Origin of the sequence: Streptococcus pneumoniae (genome assembly GCF_001457635.1) — a bacterium.
GTDB classification, from domain to species: Bacteria; Bacillota; Bacilli; order Lactobacillales; family Streptococcaceae; genus Streptococcus; species Streptococcus pneumoniae.
In genome coordinates this window covers 809811-826008 of sequence record NZ_LN831051.1, presented here as the reverse complement: position 1 = coordinate 826008, position 16198 = coordinate 809811, and the positions used below count along the sequence as shown (strand labels likewise).

Below are 16198 nucleotides of genomic sequence, written 5' to 3'. Positions count from 1 at the left end.
TATTTCCTTCTATCAGATGCTGACAAGTTCCTAGGCAGTCCAGTGTTTCGCTGGGTCGAACGGTGTTCCGACAACTTGGTCTTCTGATAATTCAAGCACCCCACGTTTTTGCGGAGCATTTGGCAAATGCAATTCACGAGGACTACACATCATCCCAAAACTCTTTTCACCACGAAGTTCGCCTGGGAAAATGAAATTCCCTTTTGGCATCATGGCACCAGGAAGAGCCACAATGGTTTTCAACCCAACACGCGCATTAGGTGCTCCTGCAACGATTTGCACTATCTTGTCACTTGCGACTGCAACTTGGCAGATGTTGAGGTGGTCACTGTCTGGATGAGCTACCATCTCGACAATTTCACCAACAACAAACTTAGGTTCCTTATCATTAACAATTTCTTCTGTAAAACCTTCCGCCTGTAATTCTTGGTTCAAACGAGCGACTTGCTCATCTGATAAAAAGACTTGACCGCGCTCTGCAATTTCAAACAAGCTCGAAACCTCAAAAATGTTCCAAGCTACTGTTTCCCCATTTTCTTTGAGGAAAACACGGGCTACCTTGCCTTTGCGTTCCACATTCAGTTTGGCATCTCCGCTATTTTTCACGATGACCATAAGGACATCACTGACATGTTCTTTGTTATACGTAAAAATCATTGTTTCCTTTTTCTCCTATTTCAATCCTGCTAAAAAATCGTTAATTTGCTCCTTACTTTTACGGTCGCGATTGACAAAACGACCGATTTCCTTGTCCTTTTCTAGAACAACAAGGCTAGGAATTCCGTAAACATCCCAGAGTTTGGCCAAATCCATATACTGATCTCGGTCCATTCGAATAAAGGTGAACTCTGGATTGGTCTCTTCAATCTCTGGTAAGGCAGGATAAATATAACGACAATCGCCACACCAGTCTGCCACAAAAAGGAAGACCTTCTTGCCCGCTTTTTCCACTAAAGATGCTAATTCTTCTAAACTTGCTGGCTGTATCATAAGACTTCCTCCTCATAGACTAGGTCTTCATTTTCATAGACAAAGGTATAATGACGGCCATCCTCAAAAATGACGCCACCAACCAAGCTCTCCAGACTGCTTTCGTAAACTTGAACATAAAGGGTCGCAATTTCCCCCATGTCGGAAAAATGGTCTCGCACAATCTCTGTCAACTCTTCCTGAGTCTTCATGAGCTTACGGTCATCTGCAACTTTTTTCGTAGCAAGAGCAAGGCTTCCGATACCTAGCAGAGCCAAGCCTGCCATCCACATTTTTTTAGCTTTCATACCATTCATTTTAACACAAAAAAGGCTTCAGGACAAATGAGGAAGCAGCAGAAAAGCAAGTAAAAAGCCTCTTCCTTTAAGGAAAAGGACTTCTTATACTAAGAGCAAACTAGAAAGCTAGCCGCAGGCTGCTCAAAACACGGTTTTGAGGTTGTAGATAAGGCGACGTTGACGTGGTTTGAAGAGATTTTCAAAGAGTATTATTCTTATTGCCAGGCACCTAAGTTGCCAACGTAGTAACCATCAGGTGTGTAGGTATTGCGAAGCATCTTACCTGATGAAGCCAGATAATACTACTTGCCATTGTCTTTGACCCAATCATTCGCAATCATGGAACCAGAAGAACTTACATAATACCATTCTCCCTTGTCATAAACCCAAGTACTGACTTTCATGGTTCCTGAGCAATTAAAGGAAAAAAAACTGTCCAATATCATTCGTTTTTTAAAAGCATTCGACACTACATCATCTACGCTGTAGTACATAGATACATCAAACGTAAAAGCCAAAATATCGAAAAATATACAACTTTTAAAGGCAGCATTTCATTTTTTAAAGTCTAACAACCATAGAACTGAAATCAGAGCAAGGCATCAATTTCCTACTCTTAGTACGCCTATTTTGATGGTTGAAGTGAAGATTTTTTTATTTAGCGTAGACAATTTCCAACTTCCCAAAAGCCACATCTCCACGGATAATCAAGGTTTTGCTGGTTGGGGCTACAGGAGCGTCAGCCTTAGCTGCACCAAAGGAGGTTTCTACTTTCAAATCTACACGCCAGTGTTGTGGAACATAGACGGTTGCATTCCCGAAGGCCACTTCAATATTTAAAGTTGCAAAATCACCTAGCATCTCTGCATTATCATAGTAGATTTTAGCATCCCCAAAAGCGACTTCCACTTGGTCATCTACGAGATCTTGATCTTGCTTATAGAAGGTCCCGCTACCAAAAGCGACTTCCTTATCCGTGACGACTGTTTTTTTCCCATTGTACCACCATTTTTTTTCATTCCAGAACTTACTTGAATGCGTCAGATAACCAACACCAAGTACCACCAAGATGCTAGCCCAAATAAGAGAATGATTGGTAACTGGTAACAAGTCATAAGCGTAATTTGCAATGATGAGCGCCAGTAAACCTGTAAAAACTGCCGAAGTGAGATGACGTCTAAGGATGGACTCAATGGACTTATAAGCAAAAAAAACAATACCTAGTAAAGGCCATATTTTACCATCCAAAGAAGGAATTCCAAAATTCCCTTGCAGCAAGATCCAAGCTGCTAAAACCAATAAAACAATACCAAATGCTTTCTTTTTCATGTTTTTTACCTCATGTTTCTTAGATTTTCTTTTAGGAGGGATTGGTAATGCCGTGAGACATGAACCTCCTTGTGCGTCTGATAAAAGGAAATGGTGCCCGTTCCTGAAAAGGACTTGTCCACTGAGTAAATCTGACGGATGTTTGCGATCGTTGACTTGGAAACTCGATTAAAATAGCGAGGCAAGATAGACTCCAACTCATAGAGCTTGAGGCGAACCTCATAAGCTTCCTTCTGGTTATGAGCGTAGATCTTGCTCCCTTCTGTTTCAAAGAAGAGAATTTCTGACAGGTCTAGATAATATTCACCTGTCCCCTTGTAAAAAGTCAACCTCGGAGCCTTTGACTCTTGCAAGAGCCGTTGCAAGTCTGCAATTTCATCTGTCAAAGTGGGGGTCTTGATGACAATTTCAGTCTCCTCTAAATTGCCGTCAATCTCAATTCGTAACTTCATCACATCTCCTTTCTGACTCTACTATATCAAAGCTAAGTTAGGAATACAAGGGCAAAAAAGCAAGTGGTCAATTTGAAGCAGTAAGTGGTTGTAGGACTAGCTTAACTTACATGTCAGAATAGGAAGAAAAGGAATCCCCACACCAAACCACAAGCATAGCCAACCAAGACATCCTTGGGATAATGAACACCCCCTAAAACCCTCACCAACCCCAGCAAAGCTGAAAAGATCAAGCATACTAAGCCAATAGGTAGACTAGCATGCAGACAGGCCATGGAGATGATAGTTGCCGAAAAGACATGGCGACTGGGCATCGACCGTCCCGAACTATCCTTATCAAGAAGGGGACAGATATCCCAAGTTTCATAAGGTCTCGGGTGATTGATTTTCTTACGAAACAGGGACAAGGCCACAAAACCTGATGCAGGAATAAGCACATAAACCCCAACTTGCTGACCAAGTCCTAGTTGCAGGTAAGTGGTGACTAGCAAGATCAGATAGACCAGGGGCATGGCGACTGTCATCAAACGATTGAAACTGCGTAATAGGAATAAAAGAATTGGACGACTAGTTAGTCTGGAGCTGATATTTCGATACCATTCTTGATAATTTTTCATTTATGCTTCTCATACTTTTCTAGAACTTGTTGAGATGTTTTCCCCTTGGCAAGCCAATCCACTAGCTTGTCCAAGCGACGTATTTCCTGCATCAGAGGATCATCAATTTCCTCAATACGGACACCGCAAATCTTCCCTGTAATTGCAATTCGTTCAGGGACATAATATGGTGCTTGTCTAAAAAAATCTCCGTAAGTAACATCCCTATCCAGACAAGCAAGAACATCACTCACTTCATACCCTGTCAACCAACTGGTCACTTGGTGAACTGACTCTGCCTTTCCACCCTTTCGCTCAACTTTTGCAATCAAGGCTAAGTAGACAGCAGCAAATTTCATATTGTATAATTTCTGACTCATACTTCTCTCTTTCTATGTGTACTAGTATAAATAAGAAAAAGAAGGCCGTCAAGCCTTCTTTTGATTTATTCTTCTGCTTCATCTTCTGTAAATTGACTATTGTACAAGTCAGCGTAGAAGCCACCTTGCGCCATCAGTTCCTCATAGTTGCCTTGCTCGATGATATTTCCATCTTTCATGACCAAGATCAAGTCTGCATTTCGGATGGTTGACAAGCGGTGGGCAATGACAAAGGATGTGCGTCCTTCCATCAAACGGTCCATGGCTTTTTGGATCAATTCCTCTGTCCGTGTGTCAACAGAAGAAGTCGCCTCATCCAAAATCAAAAGCGGTGCATCCTTAAGAAGGGCACGAGCAATAGTCAATAGTTGTTTTTGTCCTACAGACAAGGTCACGGTGTCATCCAAGATGGTATCATAGCCATCTGGCAAGGTCATAATAAAGTGGTGAATTCCCACAGCCTTACTAGCTTCCATCATTCGTTCATCACTAATCCCTATTTGATTATAGATGAGATTGTCTCGAATAGTTCCTTCAAAGAGCCAGGTATCCTGCAAGACCATTGAAAAGGCATCATGCACTTCTGAACGCGTCATAGCCTTGGTATCCACACCATCAATGTGAATACTTCCCTTATCAATCTCATAGAATTTCATCAAAAGATTGACAATGGTTGTCTTACCAGTCCCAGTCGGCCCAACAATGGCAACCTTTTGACCAGCATGAGCTGTCGCAGAGAAGTCATAGTCTTGAACATTGACACCGTCCACCAGAATTTCTCCTGCTGACACGTCGTAGAAACGTGGAATCAGATTGACCAGAGTTGATTTACCAGAACCTGTTGACCCAATAAAGGCCACTGTTTGACCAGTTTCTGCTTTAAAGCTAACATGTTCAATAACTGCCTCCGAATTTGCCGCATAGCGGAAGGTCACATCCTTAAACTCGACCTGACCTTTGAAGTTTTCATCAGTCAGCTGCACTTGAACAGGGTTTTGGATAGAAGAATGCAAATATAAAACTTGATTAATCCGCTTAGCAGAGACCATAGTTCGGGGAAGAACGATGAAGAGTGCTCCCATGAGAAGGAAGCCCATGACAACCTACATGGCATAAGACATGAAACTAAAGAGAGGCAGACGCGCTATCGGAGCAGCGTCGTTAATCACATAGGCCCCAATCCAGTAAATCGCCACACTCAAACCACTTGAAATCCCCATCATGATAGGATTCAAAATAGCCATAAGACGGTTGACAAACAAATTCAAACGGGTCAATTCATCATTTACTGCTGCAAATTTTTCATTTTGATAATCCTCTGCATTGTAGGCACGAACGACACGAATACCTGTTAAACTCTCACGAGTGATACTGTTCAGTTTATCTGTCAGCCCCTGAATCAAGGACTGTTTTGGAAAGGCTAGCGTCATCAAAACGGTCGTCATCAGGACGTTGACAATCACTGCCACAAGTACGGCCCAGAGCCAGTATTCTGAATGACCTAAAATCTTCCCAATAGCCCAGATAGCCATAATTGGACCACGCGTTACCACTTGCAAGCCCATAGTAATCAACATTTGAACTTGAGTAATGTCATTGGTAGTACGCGTCAAGAGGCTAGGAATTGAAAATTTCTTAATCTCTGTCTGCGAGTAATCCAAAACTCGGTTAAAAATATCACTTCTCAGCCTACTAATATAAGAAGCCGCCACTCGGGATGCAAAAAATCCAACTGCAACTACGGACAAGAAGGCAAGAAAGGGCATTCCCATCATCATGCTTGCCGGCTGCCACAACTCATCTAAATTAGTTCCTTGACTACCTAGCAAATCCGTAATTTTCGAGATATAGGTCGGCACTTCCAACTCTAGATAGACCGAAAAGCAAGTAAAGAGAATGGCTAGTAAAATCATCCCCCATTCTTTTCTACTAATTCTTTTGGCTAATTTCTTTATTCTCTCCTCCTATTCCCTTGATATTTTGCCTGTAGTTGACCGAGAACTTTCTCAAAAATCAGTAATTCATCTTCATCAATGTCTTCCATCAACTGCTTGTCTATGCGTTCAAAAAAAGCCTTAACCTGTTGCATCTGAGAACGTGCTTTGTCCGTCAGACGAACAAACTTAGCCCGCTTATCAACAGGACTCGCCTCCAATTCCACCAAACCATTTTACACTATACGCTTAACCAGATTACTAGCAACAGACTTGGTAATTTTGAGTTCCTGCTCGATATCTTTAATCAAGACCAAGTCTTGGTTTTTCTCGCGATTATCCCAAAAACGCACAACCTGACCTTGCGGCCCACCCATAAATTCAATGCCGCAACGTTTGGCTTCCTTTTGCACCATCAGGTAAGTTTGATGACCAAAACGCTTAAAGACTAACATCGGTTTATCCATAATCTCCCCCTTCTAAATAAAAATAGTTCTCTGGAGAATAATTAAATTTCTATGAGAACTATTTTCTTGATTAAAAAAATCCCAAGTGATTTTCTCACTTAGGATCATGTTCTATAGGTTAAATTAAAACCCATCTACGTTCGTATAAATCTTTTGGACGTCTTCGTCGTCTTCAAGAACGCTGTAAAGTTTTTCAAAAGTTTCAAGGTCTTCGCCTGACAATTCCACTTCTGACTGAGGAATCATTTCCAATTCAGTCACTTGGAATTCTTCAATACCAGACTCACGGAGGGCAACGATAGCCTTGTGAAGGTCAGTTGGCGCTGTGTAAACTGTGATTGTACCTTCTTGTGCTTCTACGTCATCCACATCCACATCCGCTTCGAGCAATTGCTCAAAGACTGCGTCTGCATCTTCACCTCCAAATACAATAACACCTTTGTTGTCAAAGAGGTAAGAAACAGAACCTGAAGCGCCCATGTTTCCGCCGTTTTTACCAAAGGCTGCACGGACATTGGCTGCTGTACGGTTAACGTTAGAAGTCAAAGTATCCACAATTAGCATAGAGCCATTTGGCCCAAAACCTTCGTAACGTCCTTCTGTAAAGGTTTCGTCTGTGTTTCCTTTGGCTTTATCAATCGCTTTATCGATAACGTGTTTTGGCACTTGGGCTTGTTTAGCACGGTCGATAACGAATTTCAAAGCTGAGTTTCATTCTGGATCTGGATCACCTTTTTTAGCTGCTACATAGATTTCTACACCAAATTTTGCATATACTTTAGAGTTGGCTCCATCTTTAGCCGTTTTCTTGGCTACGATATTGGCCCATTTACGTCCCATTAGGAATCTCCTTTTTTCACATTTTAATCTTTCTTATTATAACACAAGTTTTTTTGATTTTCACTAGAGGAAATGGATTTTATTAGCAAATCAAGCTAGGATAGTACTTTACCTGCTAAGATGGTCTTGCCTTTCTATCTTTATCAACAGACACTCATCCACATTCAAAAAACAAACTAGACCATTATCTGCAAATAGAAAGTTTCAGCCAAGTTTAACAAAGTCAGCTCAAATTACTGTTTGAAGTTTGTAGATATAAGCGGCAAAAACAATCATACTGCACCTTTTGTTGACAGTCTACTCCAGACATATCATAGTTCCAGTAAATACTTTGCAATCCAACAGTTCTTATAGGCGCTATTGTATTCTAAGAAATTAATAGACGAGTTTCTAAGCAAACCTCTAATACTCAATAAAAATCAAAGAGCAAACTAGAAAGCTAGCCGCAGGTTGCTCAAAACACTGTTTTGAGGTTGCGGATAGGGCTGACCTGGTTTGAAGAGATTTTCGAAGAGTATAATTTACGTGTTCCCAAGATGGAGAAGTTAGACTAGTACACTGGCACTTCTAAACCATTGCTAGCAATTGATTTGTTCATATTTAATTTCATTTCTTCCATAAATGGGTATTAGATATAAACAGCAAAATATTTCCGATACGTGTCGTTCTTGAATTTCCAATCATCTAAAACAAGTAAAGGATAATCAATCCCCTGTATATCAAGGAATTGGCTACCCTTTTTACTTTTTTACACATTCTGTTTGATAGATTCATTTTAACATCACGAGCATACTCCAATGGAAATCGCTAGGCAAGAGATAAACTTTCAGATATCCGCAGAGAGATCATCGCCTCTTTTTGTCGCAAGCATTCTCCTCTCCTAGTCATTTTCTACCTTATCTTCTACCTGAGGATAGAGAGTTGTTCCCCAAATAGAAATCGTCCGCTTACGCACTAGTGGCAAATCGGTTTTTTCATAAACCGTACGCCACCATTCCCAGGCAAGCCCGGTACACTCTCTAATTTTGACAGAGAGATTACGAACATTCCCTTTTAAAGGAATACTAGTGGTAAAGTGAGCCGTTAAATCCTGCCCATTTCTGTCCCAAGCCTTAGGAGTCAAGACTTCCTTACCTTGATGATCATAGGATAATTCATTCCAAGTAATATAATATTGGGCAACATAGGCACCACTATGATCCAGCAGTAAATCTCCGTTTCTGTAAGCTGTAACCTTAGTCTCAACATAGTCTGTACTATTTTGAAAGGTCGCAACTACATTGTCACGTAAAAAAGAAGTTGTATAGGAAATCGGCAAGCCTGGATGATCTGCTGTAAAGCGACTGCCTTCTTGAATCAAGTCCTCTACCATATCCACCTTGCCTGTTACAACTCGGGCACCCGAACTTGGGTCGCCCCCTAAAATAACCGCCTTCACTTCTGTATTGTCCAAAATCTGCTTCCACTCTGTCTGAGGAGCTACCTTGACTCCTTTTATCAAAGCTTCAAAAGCAGCCTCTACTTCATCACTCTTACTCGTGGTTTCCAACTTGAGATAGACTTGGCGCCCATAAGCAACACTCGAAATATAGACCAAAGGACGCTCTGCAGAAATTCCTCTCTGTTTTAAATCCTCTACCGTTACAGTATCTTGAAACACATCTCCTGGATTTTTAACAGCGTCTACGCTGACTGTATAATAAATCTGCTTAAAATTAACAATCTGAATCTGCTTTTCGCCTGAATGGACAGAGTTAAAATCAATATCAAGAGAATTCCCTGTCTTTTCAAAGTCAGAACCAAACTTGACCTTGAGTTGTTCCATGCTGTGAGCCGTGATTTTTTCATACTGCATTCTAGCTGGGACATTATTGACCTGACCATAATCCTGATGCCACTTAGCCAACAAATCGTTTACCGCTCCGCGAACACTTGAATTGCTGGGGTCTTCCACTTGGAGAAAGCTATCGCTACTTGCCAAACCAGGCAAATCAATACTATAAGTCATCGGAGCACGATCGACCGCAAGAAGAGTGGGATTATTCTCTAACAAGGTCTCATCCACTACGAGAAGTGCTCCAGGATAGAGGCGACTGTCGTTGGTAGCTGTTACAGAAATATCACTTGTATTTGTCGACAAGCTCCGCTTCTTTCTTTCGATAACAACAAACTCATCGGGTAGCTGATTACCCTCTTTGATGAAACGATTTTCAATACTTTCTCCCTGATGGGTCAAGAGTTTCTTTTTATCGTAATTCATAGCTAGTATAAAGTCATTTACTGCTTTATTTGCCATCTTCTACCTCCTAATAAGTTCCTGGATTGAGTTGCATAAACTCAGACTTGTTCAGCGAAATCAGCCGTGGTTGGACTAAGTAATCCAAAATTTCCTCGTACAATTCTTCTGAGACATTGCGTCGCCGTCTGGCTAGATAAGAAGTCGGAATGACCGTATTATCCAACATAAATACCTTATCTAAGTCAATCAAGGTTGGTCTTGTAAAAGGATTACGAGCTAGATCTGGCTCTTCTATCATAAAGTTCTTGACCAAACGTCTGGTCAAGAGAGCTGGTTTGAAGGTCTGATTTTTAACCAACTCTTTGTTTTTAGTCATGCTGTTGTCAATACAGATATACATATGATTCTTCACAGCCAAATCGCTACTAATAGTCGGAAAAGGCAAATAAAGAGCTACAACATCTCCTCTCTTAATCAAGCAAGAGCACCCCCTTTTCTCCTAATGTAACATAGACAGGATTGACCAAGTCTTCTGATTGACTCAGAATTTCCAAAGTTTGAGTTTGGCGCGCTGTCAATTTAGTAGCATCTTGTCTCTTCAATACAAAATGCTTGTCGCCAATAACCTTGACAATATAATCCTTCTCCAAAGCTGACTGGTAAATCCACATCAGATGTTGTCTGTCCTGAGAACTCAAGAGAGAAGGATTTTCAAGCCTCCCGATAGTCTGATAAAAATCAAAAACAGGAGCTAACTCCTGCCAATCTGATTGGCTAGTTGTCAAGGCTAGAAAAAGGGCTTTGCGAGCTGATACTTCTTGGTTAGCCTTGAGAGTTACTTTCCCCTCCAAGTTTTTTAGAAATCGGGAAACTCCAGAAAGCAAATTTTTCTCTAACTGCGAGAAATAAAAACCTTTCGTTCCCAGACATAAGTCTTTCATGTCGCTTTCTCTAGCAAATAAGAGCTCAAACATTTGATAGTAAAAGAAAAATATCTGGCACTGGGTCGCGCTCATCTTTTCCTTATCGGCTTCTTTTTTTAACCAGAGCAAGGGCGACAGGTAGCTGGATTGAGACATTTCCTCTACCTCCTACTCTTTTTTAACTGGAGCATCTGCACTAGCTGCCACTTCTTTTGACTGGATACTTTCCCACTGGTTAATCTCCTCTGAGATAAGACCTTCGCATGTCTTGACAAATAGGGCAAAAGCCTTGGTCTTTCCTGCATATTTCTCCGTTTGGCATTGATAGAGGAATTTTTCTTTCTCCAGGAGTTGCGCAGTTTTTTGGTAAGAAATCCAATTTTCCTTTGCATTATACAAATTGATAATCCCCTCACACAGCAAGCCGAGACTGGATAAGGCAACCGAAATCAAACGGTAGCGATCACCTGGCATAGGAATAGCACAAAAGACAGCTATGAGGAAACCTGCCACGATTTCTGTTATTTTTAATACCTTATAGCGCCTACGATGTTGAACGCTTTTCTTTAAAAAATGAGCTATCTGTACGTCTAATCGCTCTGTCAGGTACATTTCTTCTGGCGTCATATTCGTAACTCCTTTCATTTACTTTGATAATCATAGTACAACATATTTGAATATCAAAGTATAGTAAAAACTGGACTATAACTTATTAGACTTCCTGCGAAACAAAATATGGTATAGTAGTTCTATGAATTATGAAGCAAGTAAACAATTAACTGATACACGATTTAAGCTCCTTGTTGGTGTTCAGCGTACCACTTTTAAAGAGATGTTAGCTGGATTAAAAACAGCTTATCAAAAAAGTCGGACAAGCTGGTAAAATCTTGGCTGACAGTGGTTATCAAGGGCTCATGAAGATATATCCTCAAGCACAAACTCCACGTAAATCCAGCAAACTCAAGTCGCTAACAGCTGAAGATAAAGCCTGTAACCATGCGCTATCTAAGGAGAGAAGCAAGGTTGAGAACATCTTTGCCAAAGTAAAAACGTTTAAAATGTTTTCAACAACCTATCGAAATCATCGTAAACGCTTCGGATTACGAATGAATTTGAGTGCTGGTATTATCAATCATGAACTAGGATTTTGGTTTCGCAGGAAGTCTATTATATATGCACAGACATATGAAATCTTTTTGAGACAGCAGTTATGATATATTTATCCATTCACAACATCTTCTGTACTAATACTACAATATTGGTACATTTTGATTACACAATCGTTTCAAAAAATATGATGGAAGCCTGAGTATTTTATAGTAATTCCCTTCCTATCAACTAGATCAACCAGTTGAGTGTTGAATGTTGAAACACCCTAGCCTCAGCAAAGGACTATGAGCAGCATTTCCTAGCCAATAGGACGCTCCAAATCACCTATTCTAAATCCATCACTAGCTTGGTCAGTAAGATACAGACTGCAAGGCAAGACTGACGTGGTTGATGAGATTTTGGAAGAGTATTACAATCATAGATTCACCAGTAGACTTGACCGCAGATTTAACTATAGTAGATTGAAACTAGAATAGTACACCTCTGCTTCTAAAACATTGTTAGAAATCGATTTGACTATCCTGATCAATTTGTCCTGTTCTCGTTTCATTTTACTATACTAAAAAACCACCTGAAACAAATCAAGTGACTAGAGGATAAAAACAAAGACTGGGCAAAAAGTTTTGAAAAGCAAAAAACGCATAATATCAGGTCTTGAAAAACCTTGATACTATACGTTTGATTGTGGGAAGATTGACTTCATTTTCTCCTGAAATTGAAGTTTTTTCTAGTTTCCAGATATAGACGAATTCAATATAGCCATCTCGCTACAATTATTTTAACCATCGAGAAAATTTTTCAGAATTTCAAAAATTTCATTTTGATCCAATGAAATGTCATCATTTTGAAGAATAGTTGACTTCACAGGCTCTAATTCTATCACAAAGCGGTGCATGTCTGCTTTTACCGCACTACTTGATGTTATAGCCGATAACTTTTCATCTCCTAGCAAGGAAGCTGTCAAACGGGTAATGTCATTCAAATGCTTTTTAATGGACTTACTTAAACCTTGAGCACCTGTAGCAGAGCGCTCTCTCATATCCAGCCAAGCTTTAGCCTTAAAAATAATTAATACTCAATGAAAATCAAAGAGCAAACTAGGAAGCTAGCTGCAGGCTGCTCAAAACACTGTTTTGAGGCTGTAGATGGAAGCTGACGTGGTTTGAAGAGATTTTCGAAGAGTATAGACCACAATTACTCAATACCGAATACCCCTGAATGGTTTCTTTTTCATGCACCAATATATTATAATAATCTTCATCCAATAATAAGGCTGATAAACTAGCATCTTGGTCAAAATGTAAGGGAATTTCTCGACCGTCCTTCTTTAATGTATATTCTGGTAAGATACTAAATAGTTCAATCATAGAAGGAAACTCAGGATTAGTTGTTGTAAATCGAAAAAGCTGCGCTTTCTCATCTTTCTGACTTCCTTGATACTCTCCCAATTCTAAAAAATGATTCAAGGTAGTATAAAATTCCTTATTTTTTACTTCATCAATGATGACCATATCATAATCTTTTGTTGTGCGACTTTTAAATCCTTGCGAATCCAATACGATAGAGGTAGCAGTTCCCCCAATCAGAACATAATAGTTCTGAAAATCCGCAAACGTTTCTTGAAAAATAACTTTCGTATTAGCTGGCATCATCTTCTCCCAGATACTGTAATATCATATTTTCTAGTGCTTCACTCTCTTCCTCTATACGTGGGTCATCATCATCTTTTAAGGTCAAATAAAGAGAAATCGGATCTACAAATTGTTTATCATGATTATTTTTAAAATCATTCCAAAACTCAGATACAAAAGGACGATATTTCCATATCTCTAGCATCTTTCATTTTAAAACATGCTGAGAAAGTGGCAAGGATAACTGATTGAATTTTCTCTGCCATATGACATAGCTAGTATTTTCATCCGTTTCAGCTAAAAAAGTTGAATGCGACAAAGCATAAGCACCACCATATAGAAGGTTAGAAACAGATTTTATCTGCTTTATATCGCCATCTGGCAATAAAATCCGTTTTTTGATGGGATTAAATAAATATGACACGGATTTTAAGAATAATTCTTTCTTTGACACCGTATATGTGTAAAGCTTATTTTGCTTGTTTAACCAATATAAAGCTTTAAAAGTCCTCAAACACCTATAAATTGTTGAGTTTGGAAGTCCAGTGACTTGTGAAAGCAAATCAACATCTACTACTTTTTGACCTTTTGTCAATAAAAAGGCAATCCACGTTAATTGTTCGCTAGGTGTTAATTCCTTAGGGACTTCAGTATCATTCGCATTCAGTACTAGTCCCAATGGAGGGAAGAAGAGGTTTCCCTTAAAGTCTACAAACGGAACTCTAGCTTGAAGTAATTGCTTTTTTTCACCGTCTGATAACTTCGAAAACACCAAAACAACATCCATATTGGCTTTTTCACCCATAGTGCGAGCCTGAGTAACAAATGAACTCAAACTCCCCCTTCTCTTTTCTTTAATCAATAAAAATGATTCCTTATGAAAAGTCATTTGAGTATACTCAAACCTTTTTACAAAACTGATTGGTAAAGTCAAAGTCAGTTCCTCAATACTGACATCAACATAAAAGGATTGAAAAATTGACATTATCTTTTTGACATTCATGTTTTTTCCTTATTCTATCATTTTTATTATATTTTATCATTCGGTATAATAAAATATAAGTTTTTTGATAAAATAACCAAAAACTACTCTCTATCCCCTCTCACATTACCCTACATATCGTTTGACATGCGACTGATAGTTCAGGAAAACTTCAAGGAGAACTTTTCTCTCATCCACTATGCAGGACTTACTATTTCACTTCTACTCCTATAGGCTCAATTTGACACTTTTCTTTTTCGAATTGCTCATATGCCTCCTGAATAGTGAGTTCGATTTATCCAAATTTATTTTTGTCTATTTTGATGAATACTTCCACGAAGATAGTCTGAAAATGAATTTGCACCAATTTTCCTTCTCTTTTTAAGCATATTATTCCAGATATGATTGCCCTCTTGTTCAGTAATAAATTACGCTTTAAACGCTTCAATCAGTATATCTCCTGTTGTCATATGTTCTAAAGAAAATTCTTCTACATATGATTTAACATCTCTTAGGTTATTACTTCCTAATATCCCATTATGCTTTTTCGCTAAGGAAATAGAAGCCGCTTCTCCCTTACCAATAATCTTGTTACTATCATGATTTCTTGTTAAATCTCTATATAATGCGTATTCTTCAGTTCCAATGTCTATGCTCACAATCTCAGCTGAACCCTTAGCTACCAACTGATCTATCCTAGATTTTAAATGGGGAATTGTAGGTATATTGATTTCATCATACACCTCTTGTGGAATAACAATTTTACCCGAATAGAGCTTTTCTAAAAGATGTTCAGTACCAACCCATAAAAATACTGAAATACAATCTGCATCAATAAATACACGACTAGTCAAACGACAACTCCCCCCTCTTCATATAGCCCATATACAATATCATATCTGAAAGCATCTAGTAACAGTTCCTCATACTTCCCTTGCGAAATTCTGTTATTTTCTAAAAGTTGTTCAGTTGAACTAATATATTATCATAATAACATTTCTTTTTACTTTCTGACAAAGGACGATATAAACTTGTATCATAGCCTAATCTTGAAGCTGTCTCTATAACACTAATATCCATATTTTTAATTTCTTCTGCATCAAGGTATCCATCATTCCTCAATCTATATAACATAGCTTTATGACTGATACCATAAAACTGACCCAATTTTATAATATCTTCTACTTCAAGATGAGTTCTATTGGCATTTTCTCTGATTTCCTCAACCATCCTATACAGTGAAGATGGGAAAATTAAAAAATAAGAAGCAAACTGATCCGCTTTTCTTTCAGTTTCATCTCCTTCACCAATCAAGATAAGACTGACTGAACTCTTCTTCACCTCATCATAATAAAGATGATACAGTTCATGTGCTAAAGAAAATCTTTACCTTCCTAATGACATGTCTGAATTGACTGCAATGAGACTGAACTGAGTTCCTTTATAACAGACTCCGATAATATTCTTTCCGAGTCCATAAAATACCAGCGTCAAATTTTCTATCTTTTGTACCAATTTAAAAATATCTATCGGCGATTCACCATCAGCTCCCAACTTTTTTCTAAGATTTGGAGCTTTATTACTTAAATCCATTCGTGATATTCCTTTCACCTTTTTCCATTTTGGCAATCATGCTTTGATTCAAAGACAAATACTCAGCAATCTTATCTTGAGTAAGATTTGAAGATATTCTAAGTTCTTTTATTCTTTTTCCAACATCACATACATTTATCACATACATTTATCATATTCATACACCTCTCATAAAAAGAATAGCACACTCTTGTCATAATTTTTTAAATAAAAAAATTATGACAAAACAAGGAAGCAATTTATTGATGCTGCTTAAAAATCTAAAATTGATGAGTTCCTATCAAAAATCGTATCTTCAACCTCAAAACAGTACTTAAAGCTATCCGACTCGGTTTACATTGTCAAATTTAGATTTTATTTGAGCATAACTTTCTAGTTTGCTTTCTGATTTTTGTTTAATATAGTAGCAAACATTGAAGGAAATATCTCCACAAAAAAACGCATACTATTAAGC

Annotated in this window: 24 protein-coding genes and 3 pseudogenes; 2 read left to right on the top strand and 25 right to left on the bottom strand. The window is 38.7% G+C overall.

What is annotated here, in order from left to right:
• Positions 1 to 30 precede the first annotated feature (30 nt).
• The 17 genes and pseudogenes from ytpR to AT689_RS04355 form a co-directional block, all read right to left on the bottom strand.
• Positions 31 to 657 carry a YtpR family tRNA-binding protein gene (gene ytpR, locus AT689_RS04430; protein WP_000578316.1) on the bottom strand — a complete coding sequence of 209 codons (627 nt, stop codon included), beginning with the start codon at positions 655 to 657 and terminating at the stop codon, positions 31 to 33.
• Between the two features lie 15 nt (positions 658 to 672).
• Positions 673 to 990, bottom strand: coding sequence for a thioredoxin family protein (locus tag AT689_RS04425; RefSeq protein WP_000615767.1), 318 nt, complete (start codon positions 988 to 990; stop codon positions 673 to 675).
• Positions 987 to 1286 (bottom strand): DUF4651 domain-containing protein, encoded by a 300-nt coding sequence (locus AT689_RS04420; protein ID WP_001013974.1) that lies wholly within the window; start codon positions 1284 to 1286, stop codon positions 987 to 989. Before AT689_RS04420 ends, AT689_RS04425 begins: the two co-directional genes overlap by 4 nt.
• Positions 1287 to 1483: 197 nt before the next feature.
• Positions 1484 to 1546, bottom strand: a complete 63-nt coding sequence (locus tag AT689_RS13080; RefSeq protein ID WP_219300018.1) for a hypothetical protein — start codon at positions 1544 to 1546, stop codon at positions 1484 to 1486.
• A 24-nt stretch (positions 1547 to 1570) separates the two neighbouring features.
• Positions 1571 to 1762 carry a cell wall-binding repeat protein gene (locus AT689_RS04415; protein WP_001843938.1) on the bottom strand — a complete coding sequence of 64 codons (192 nt, stop codon included), beginning with the start codon at positions 1760 to 1762 and terminating at the stop codon, positions 1571 to 1573.
• Between the two features lie 160 nt (positions 1763 to 1922).
• Complete coding sequence (locus AT689_RS04410; RefSeq protein WP_000725748.1) at positions 1923 to 2597, bottom strand: LiaF transmembrane domain-containing protein; 675 nt, start codon at positions 2595 to 2597, stop codon at positions 1923 to 1925.
• Between the two features lie 5 nt (positions 2598 to 2602).
• Positions 2603 to 3049, bottom strand: a complete 447-nt coding sequence (locus AT689_RS04405; RefSeq protein ID WP_000776589.1) for a LytTR family DNA-binding domain-containing protein — start codon at positions 3047 to 3049, stop codon at positions 2603 to 2605.
• A gap of 113 nt (positions 3050 to 3162) precedes the next feature.
• Positions 3163 to 3666: a phosphatase PAP2 family protein gene (locus tag AT689_RS04400; RefSeq protein ID WP_000800942.1), complete on the bottom strand. Its 504-nt coding sequence runs from the start codon at positions 3664 to 3666 to the stop codon at positions 3163 to 3165.
• Positions 3663 to 4025: a DUF2200 domain-containing protein gene (locus AT689_RS04395; protein WP_000078805.1), complete on the bottom strand. Its 363-nt coding sequence runs from the start codon at positions 4023 to 4025 to the stop codon at positions 3663 to 3665. Before AT689_RS04395 ends, AT689_RS04400 begins: the two co-directional genes overlap by 4 nt.
• A gap of 65 nt (positions 4026 to 4090) precedes the next feature.
• Positions 4091 to 5074: an ABC transporter ATP-binding protein gene (locus AT689_RS04390; RefSeq protein WP_223200646.1), complete on the bottom strand. Its 984-nt coding sequence runs from the start codon at positions 5072 to 5074 to the stop codon at positions 4091 to 4093.
• A 54-nt stretch (positions 5075 to 5128) separates the two neighbouring features.
• On the bottom strand, positions 5129 to 5938 hold the full coding sequence (locus tag AT689_RS11550; RefSeq protein ID WP_000601686.1) for an ABC transporter permease: 810 nt from the start codon (positions 5936 to 5938) through the stop codon (positions 5129 to 5131).
• 16 nt (positions 5939 to 5954) lie between these two features.
• A pseudogene (locus AT689_RS13400) lies at positions 5955 to 6426 on the bottom strand (MarR family winged helix-turn-helix transcriptional regulator).
• 123 nt (positions 6427 to 6549) lie between these two features.
• Positions 6550 to 7266 (bottom strand): annotated as a pseudogene (locus tag AT689_RS04375) (YebC/PmpR family DNA-binding transcriptional regulator).
• Positions 7267 to 8146: 880 nt separating this feature from the next.
• Positions 8147 to 9562 (bottom strand): cholesterol-dependent cytolysin pneumolysin, encoded by a 1416-nt coding sequence (ply, locus tag AT689_RS04370; protein ID WP_001284361.1) that lies wholly within the window; start codon positions 9560 to 9562, stop codon positions 8147 to 8149.
• Between the two features lie 10 nt (positions 9563 to 9572).
• Positions 9573 to 9983, bottom strand: coding sequence for a hypothetical protein (locus AT689_RS04365; RefSeq protein WP_000595758.1), 411 nt, complete (start codon positions 9981 to 9983; stop codon positions 9573 to 9575).
• Positions 9976 to 10584, bottom strand: coding sequence for a hypothetical protein (locus AT689_RS04360; protein ID WP_000083614.1), 609 nt, complete (start codon positions 10582 to 10584; stop codon positions 9976 to 9978). The genes AT689_RS04365 and AT689_RS04360 overlap by 8 nt, the downstream gene beginning before the upstream one ends.
• Before the next feature lie 12 nt (positions 10585 to 10596).
• Positions 10597 to 11055: a DUF4231 domain-containing protein gene (locus tag AT689_RS04355; protein ID WP_000186955.1), complete on the bottom strand. Its 459-nt coding sequence runs from the start codon at positions 11053 to 11055 to the stop codon at positions 10597 to 10599.
• Positions 11056 to 11179: 124 nt separating this feature from the next.
• Here AT689_RS04355 and AT689_RS13795 point away from each other — a divergent pair, with 124 nt between their 5' ends.
• Together AT689_RS13795 and AT689_RS04350 are read left to right on the top strand one after the other, a co-directional pair.
• Positions 11180 to 11311, top strand: coding sequence for a hypothetical protein (locus AT689_RS13795; protein WP_001105198.1), 132 nt, complete (start codon positions 11180 to 11182; stop codon positions 11309 to 11311).
• Positions 11289 to 11576 (top strand): annotated as a pseudogene (locus tag AT689_RS04350) (transposase family protein); the annotation flags it as partial. The gene AT689_RS13795 and the pseudogene AT689_RS04350, both read left to right, overlap by 23 nt.
• 740 nt (positions 11577 to 12316) lie before the next feature.
• On the opposite strand, the gene AT689_RS04345 reads toward AT689_RS04350, so the two are convergent.
• The 8 genes from AT689_RS04345 to AT689_RS04310 form a co-directional block, all read right to left on the bottom strand.
• A complete protein-coding gene (locus AT689_RS04345) occupies positions 12317 to 12577 on the bottom strand; it encodes a hypothetical protein (protein ID WP_001209202.1) in 261 nt (86 codons plus the stop codon).
• Between the two features lie 58 nt (positions 12578 to 12635).
• Entirely contained in the window at positions 12636 to 13187 is a 552-nt protein-coding gene (locus tag AT689_RS04340) for a hypothetical protein (RefSeq protein ID WP_001111265.1), read from the bottom strand.
• Positions 13177 to 13374 (bottom strand): hypothetical protein, encoded by a 198-nt coding sequence (locus AT689_RS04335; RefSeq protein WP_000890144.1) that lies wholly within the window; start codon positions 13372 to 13374, stop codon positions 13177 to 13179. Before AT689_RS04335 ends, AT689_RS04340 begins: the two co-directional genes overlap by 11 nt.
• Positions 13375 to 13377: 3 nt before the next feature.
• A complete protein-coding gene (locus tag AT689_RS04330; protein ID WP_001101196.1) occupies positions 13378 to 14172 on the bottom strand; it encodes a hypothetical protein in 795 nt (264 codons plus the stop codon).
• 407 nt (positions 14173 to 14579) lie between these two features.
• Positions 14580 to 15005 (bottom strand): hypothetical protein, encoded by a 426-nt coding sequence (locus AT689_RS04325; protein ID WP_000204067.1) that lies wholly within the window; start codon positions 15003 to 15005, stop codon positions 14580 to 14582.
• 100 nt (positions 15006 to 15105) lie between these two features.
• Positions 15106 to 15492, bottom strand: a complete 387-nt coding sequence (locus AT689_RS04320; protein ID WP_025173807.1) for an ImmA/IrrE family metallo-endopeptidase — start codon at positions 15490 to 15492, stop codon at positions 15106 to 15108.
• Positions 15493 to 15537: 45 nt separating this feature from the next.
• Complete coding sequence (locus tag AT689_RS04315) at positions 15538 to 15744, bottom strand: hypothetical protein (RefSeq protein WP_000366085.1); 207 nt, start codon at positions 15742 to 15744, stop codon at positions 15538 to 15540.
• Entirely contained in the window at positions 15731 to 15892 is a 162-nt protein-coding gene (locus AT689_RS04310) for a helix-turn-helix domain-containing protein (protein WP_000289348.1), read from the bottom strand. The genes AT689_RS04315 and AT689_RS04310 overlap by 14 nt, the downstream gene beginning before the upstream one ends.
• Positions 15893 to 16198: the final 306 nt, after the last annotated feature.

Bases quoted from the DNA above. Each gene is read 5' to 3' on its own strand.
- ytpR (WP_000578316.1), bottom strand. From the start codon at position 657: ATGATTTTTACGTATAACAAAGAACATGTCAGTGATGTCCTTATGGTC.
- AT689_RS04425 (WP_000615767.1), bottom strand. From the start codon at position 990: ATGATACAGCCAGCAAGTTTAGAAGAATTAGCATCTTTAGTGGAAAAA.
- AT689_RS04420 (WP_001013974.1), bottom strand. From the start codon at position 1,286: ATGAATGGTATGAAAGCTAAAAAAATGTGGATGGCAGGCTTGGCTCTG.
- AT689_RS04415 (WP_001843938.1), bottom strand. From the start codon at position 1,762: ATGTACTACAGCGTAGATGATGTAGTGTCGAATGCTTTTAAAAAACGA.
- AT689_RS04410 (WP_000725748.1), bottom strand. From the start codon at position 2,597: ATGAAAAAGAAAGCATTTGGTATTGTTTTATTGGTTTTAGCAGCTTGG.
- AT689_RS04405 (WP_000776589.1), bottom strand. From the start codon at position 3,049: ATGAAGTTACGAATTGAGATTGACGGCAATTTAGAGGAGACTGAAATT.
- AT689_RS04400 (WP_000800942.1), bottom strand. From the start codon at position 3,666: ATGAAAAATTATCAAGAATGGTATCGAAATATCAGCTCCAGACTAACT.
- AT689_RS04395 (WP_000078805.1), bottom strand. From the start codon at position 4,025: ATGAGTCAGAAATTATACAATATGAAATTTGCTGCTGTCTACTTAGCC.
- AT689_RS04390 (WP_223200646.1), bottom strand. From the start codon at position 5,074: ATGGTCTCTGCTAAGCGGATTAATCAAGTTTTATATTTGCATTCTTCT.
- AT689_RS11550 (WP_000601686.1), bottom strand. From the start codon at position 5,938: ATGATTTTACTAGCCATTCTCTTTACTTGCTTTTCGGTCTATCTAGAG.
- ply (WP_001284361.1), bottom strand. From the start codon at position 9,562: ATGGCAAATAAAGCAGTAAATGACTTTATACTAGCTATGAATTACGAT.
- AT689_RS04360 (WP_000083614.1), bottom strand. From the start codon at position 10,584: ATGTCTCAATCCAGCTACCTGTCGCCCTTGCTCTGGTTAAAAAAAGAA.
- AT689_RS04355 (WP_000186955.1), bottom strand. From the start codon at position 11,055: ATGACGCCAGAAGAAATGTACCTGACAGAGCGATTAGACGTACAGATA.
- AT689_RS13795 (WP_001105198.1), top strand. From the start codon at position 11,180: ATGAATTATGAAGCAAGTAAACAATTAACTGATACACGATTTAAGCTC.
- AT689_RS04345 (WP_001209202.1), bottom strand. From the start codon at position 12,577: ATGAGAGAGCGCTCTGCTACAGGTGCTCAAGGTTTAAGTAAGTCCATT.
- AT689_RS04340 (WP_001111265.1), bottom strand. From the start codon at position 13,187: ATGCCAGCTAATACGAAAGTTATTTTTCAAGAAACGTTTGCGGATTTT.
- AT689_RS04335 (WP_000890144.1), bottom strand. From the start codon at position 13,374: ATGCTAGAGATATGGAAATATCGTCCTTTTGTATCTGAGTTTTGGAAT.
- AT689_RS04330 (WP_001101196.1), bottom strand. From the start codon at position 14,172: ATGAATGTCAAAAAGATAATGTCAATTTTTCAATCCTTTTATGTTGAT.
- AT689_RS04315 (WP_000366085.1), bottom strand. From the start codon at position 15,744: ATGGATTTAAGTAATAAAGCTCCAAATCTTAGAAAAAAGTTGGGAGCT.
- AT689_RS04310 (WP_000289348.1), bottom strand. From the start codon at position 15,892: ATGTATGTGATAAATGTATGTGATGTTGGAAAAAGAATAAAAGAACTT.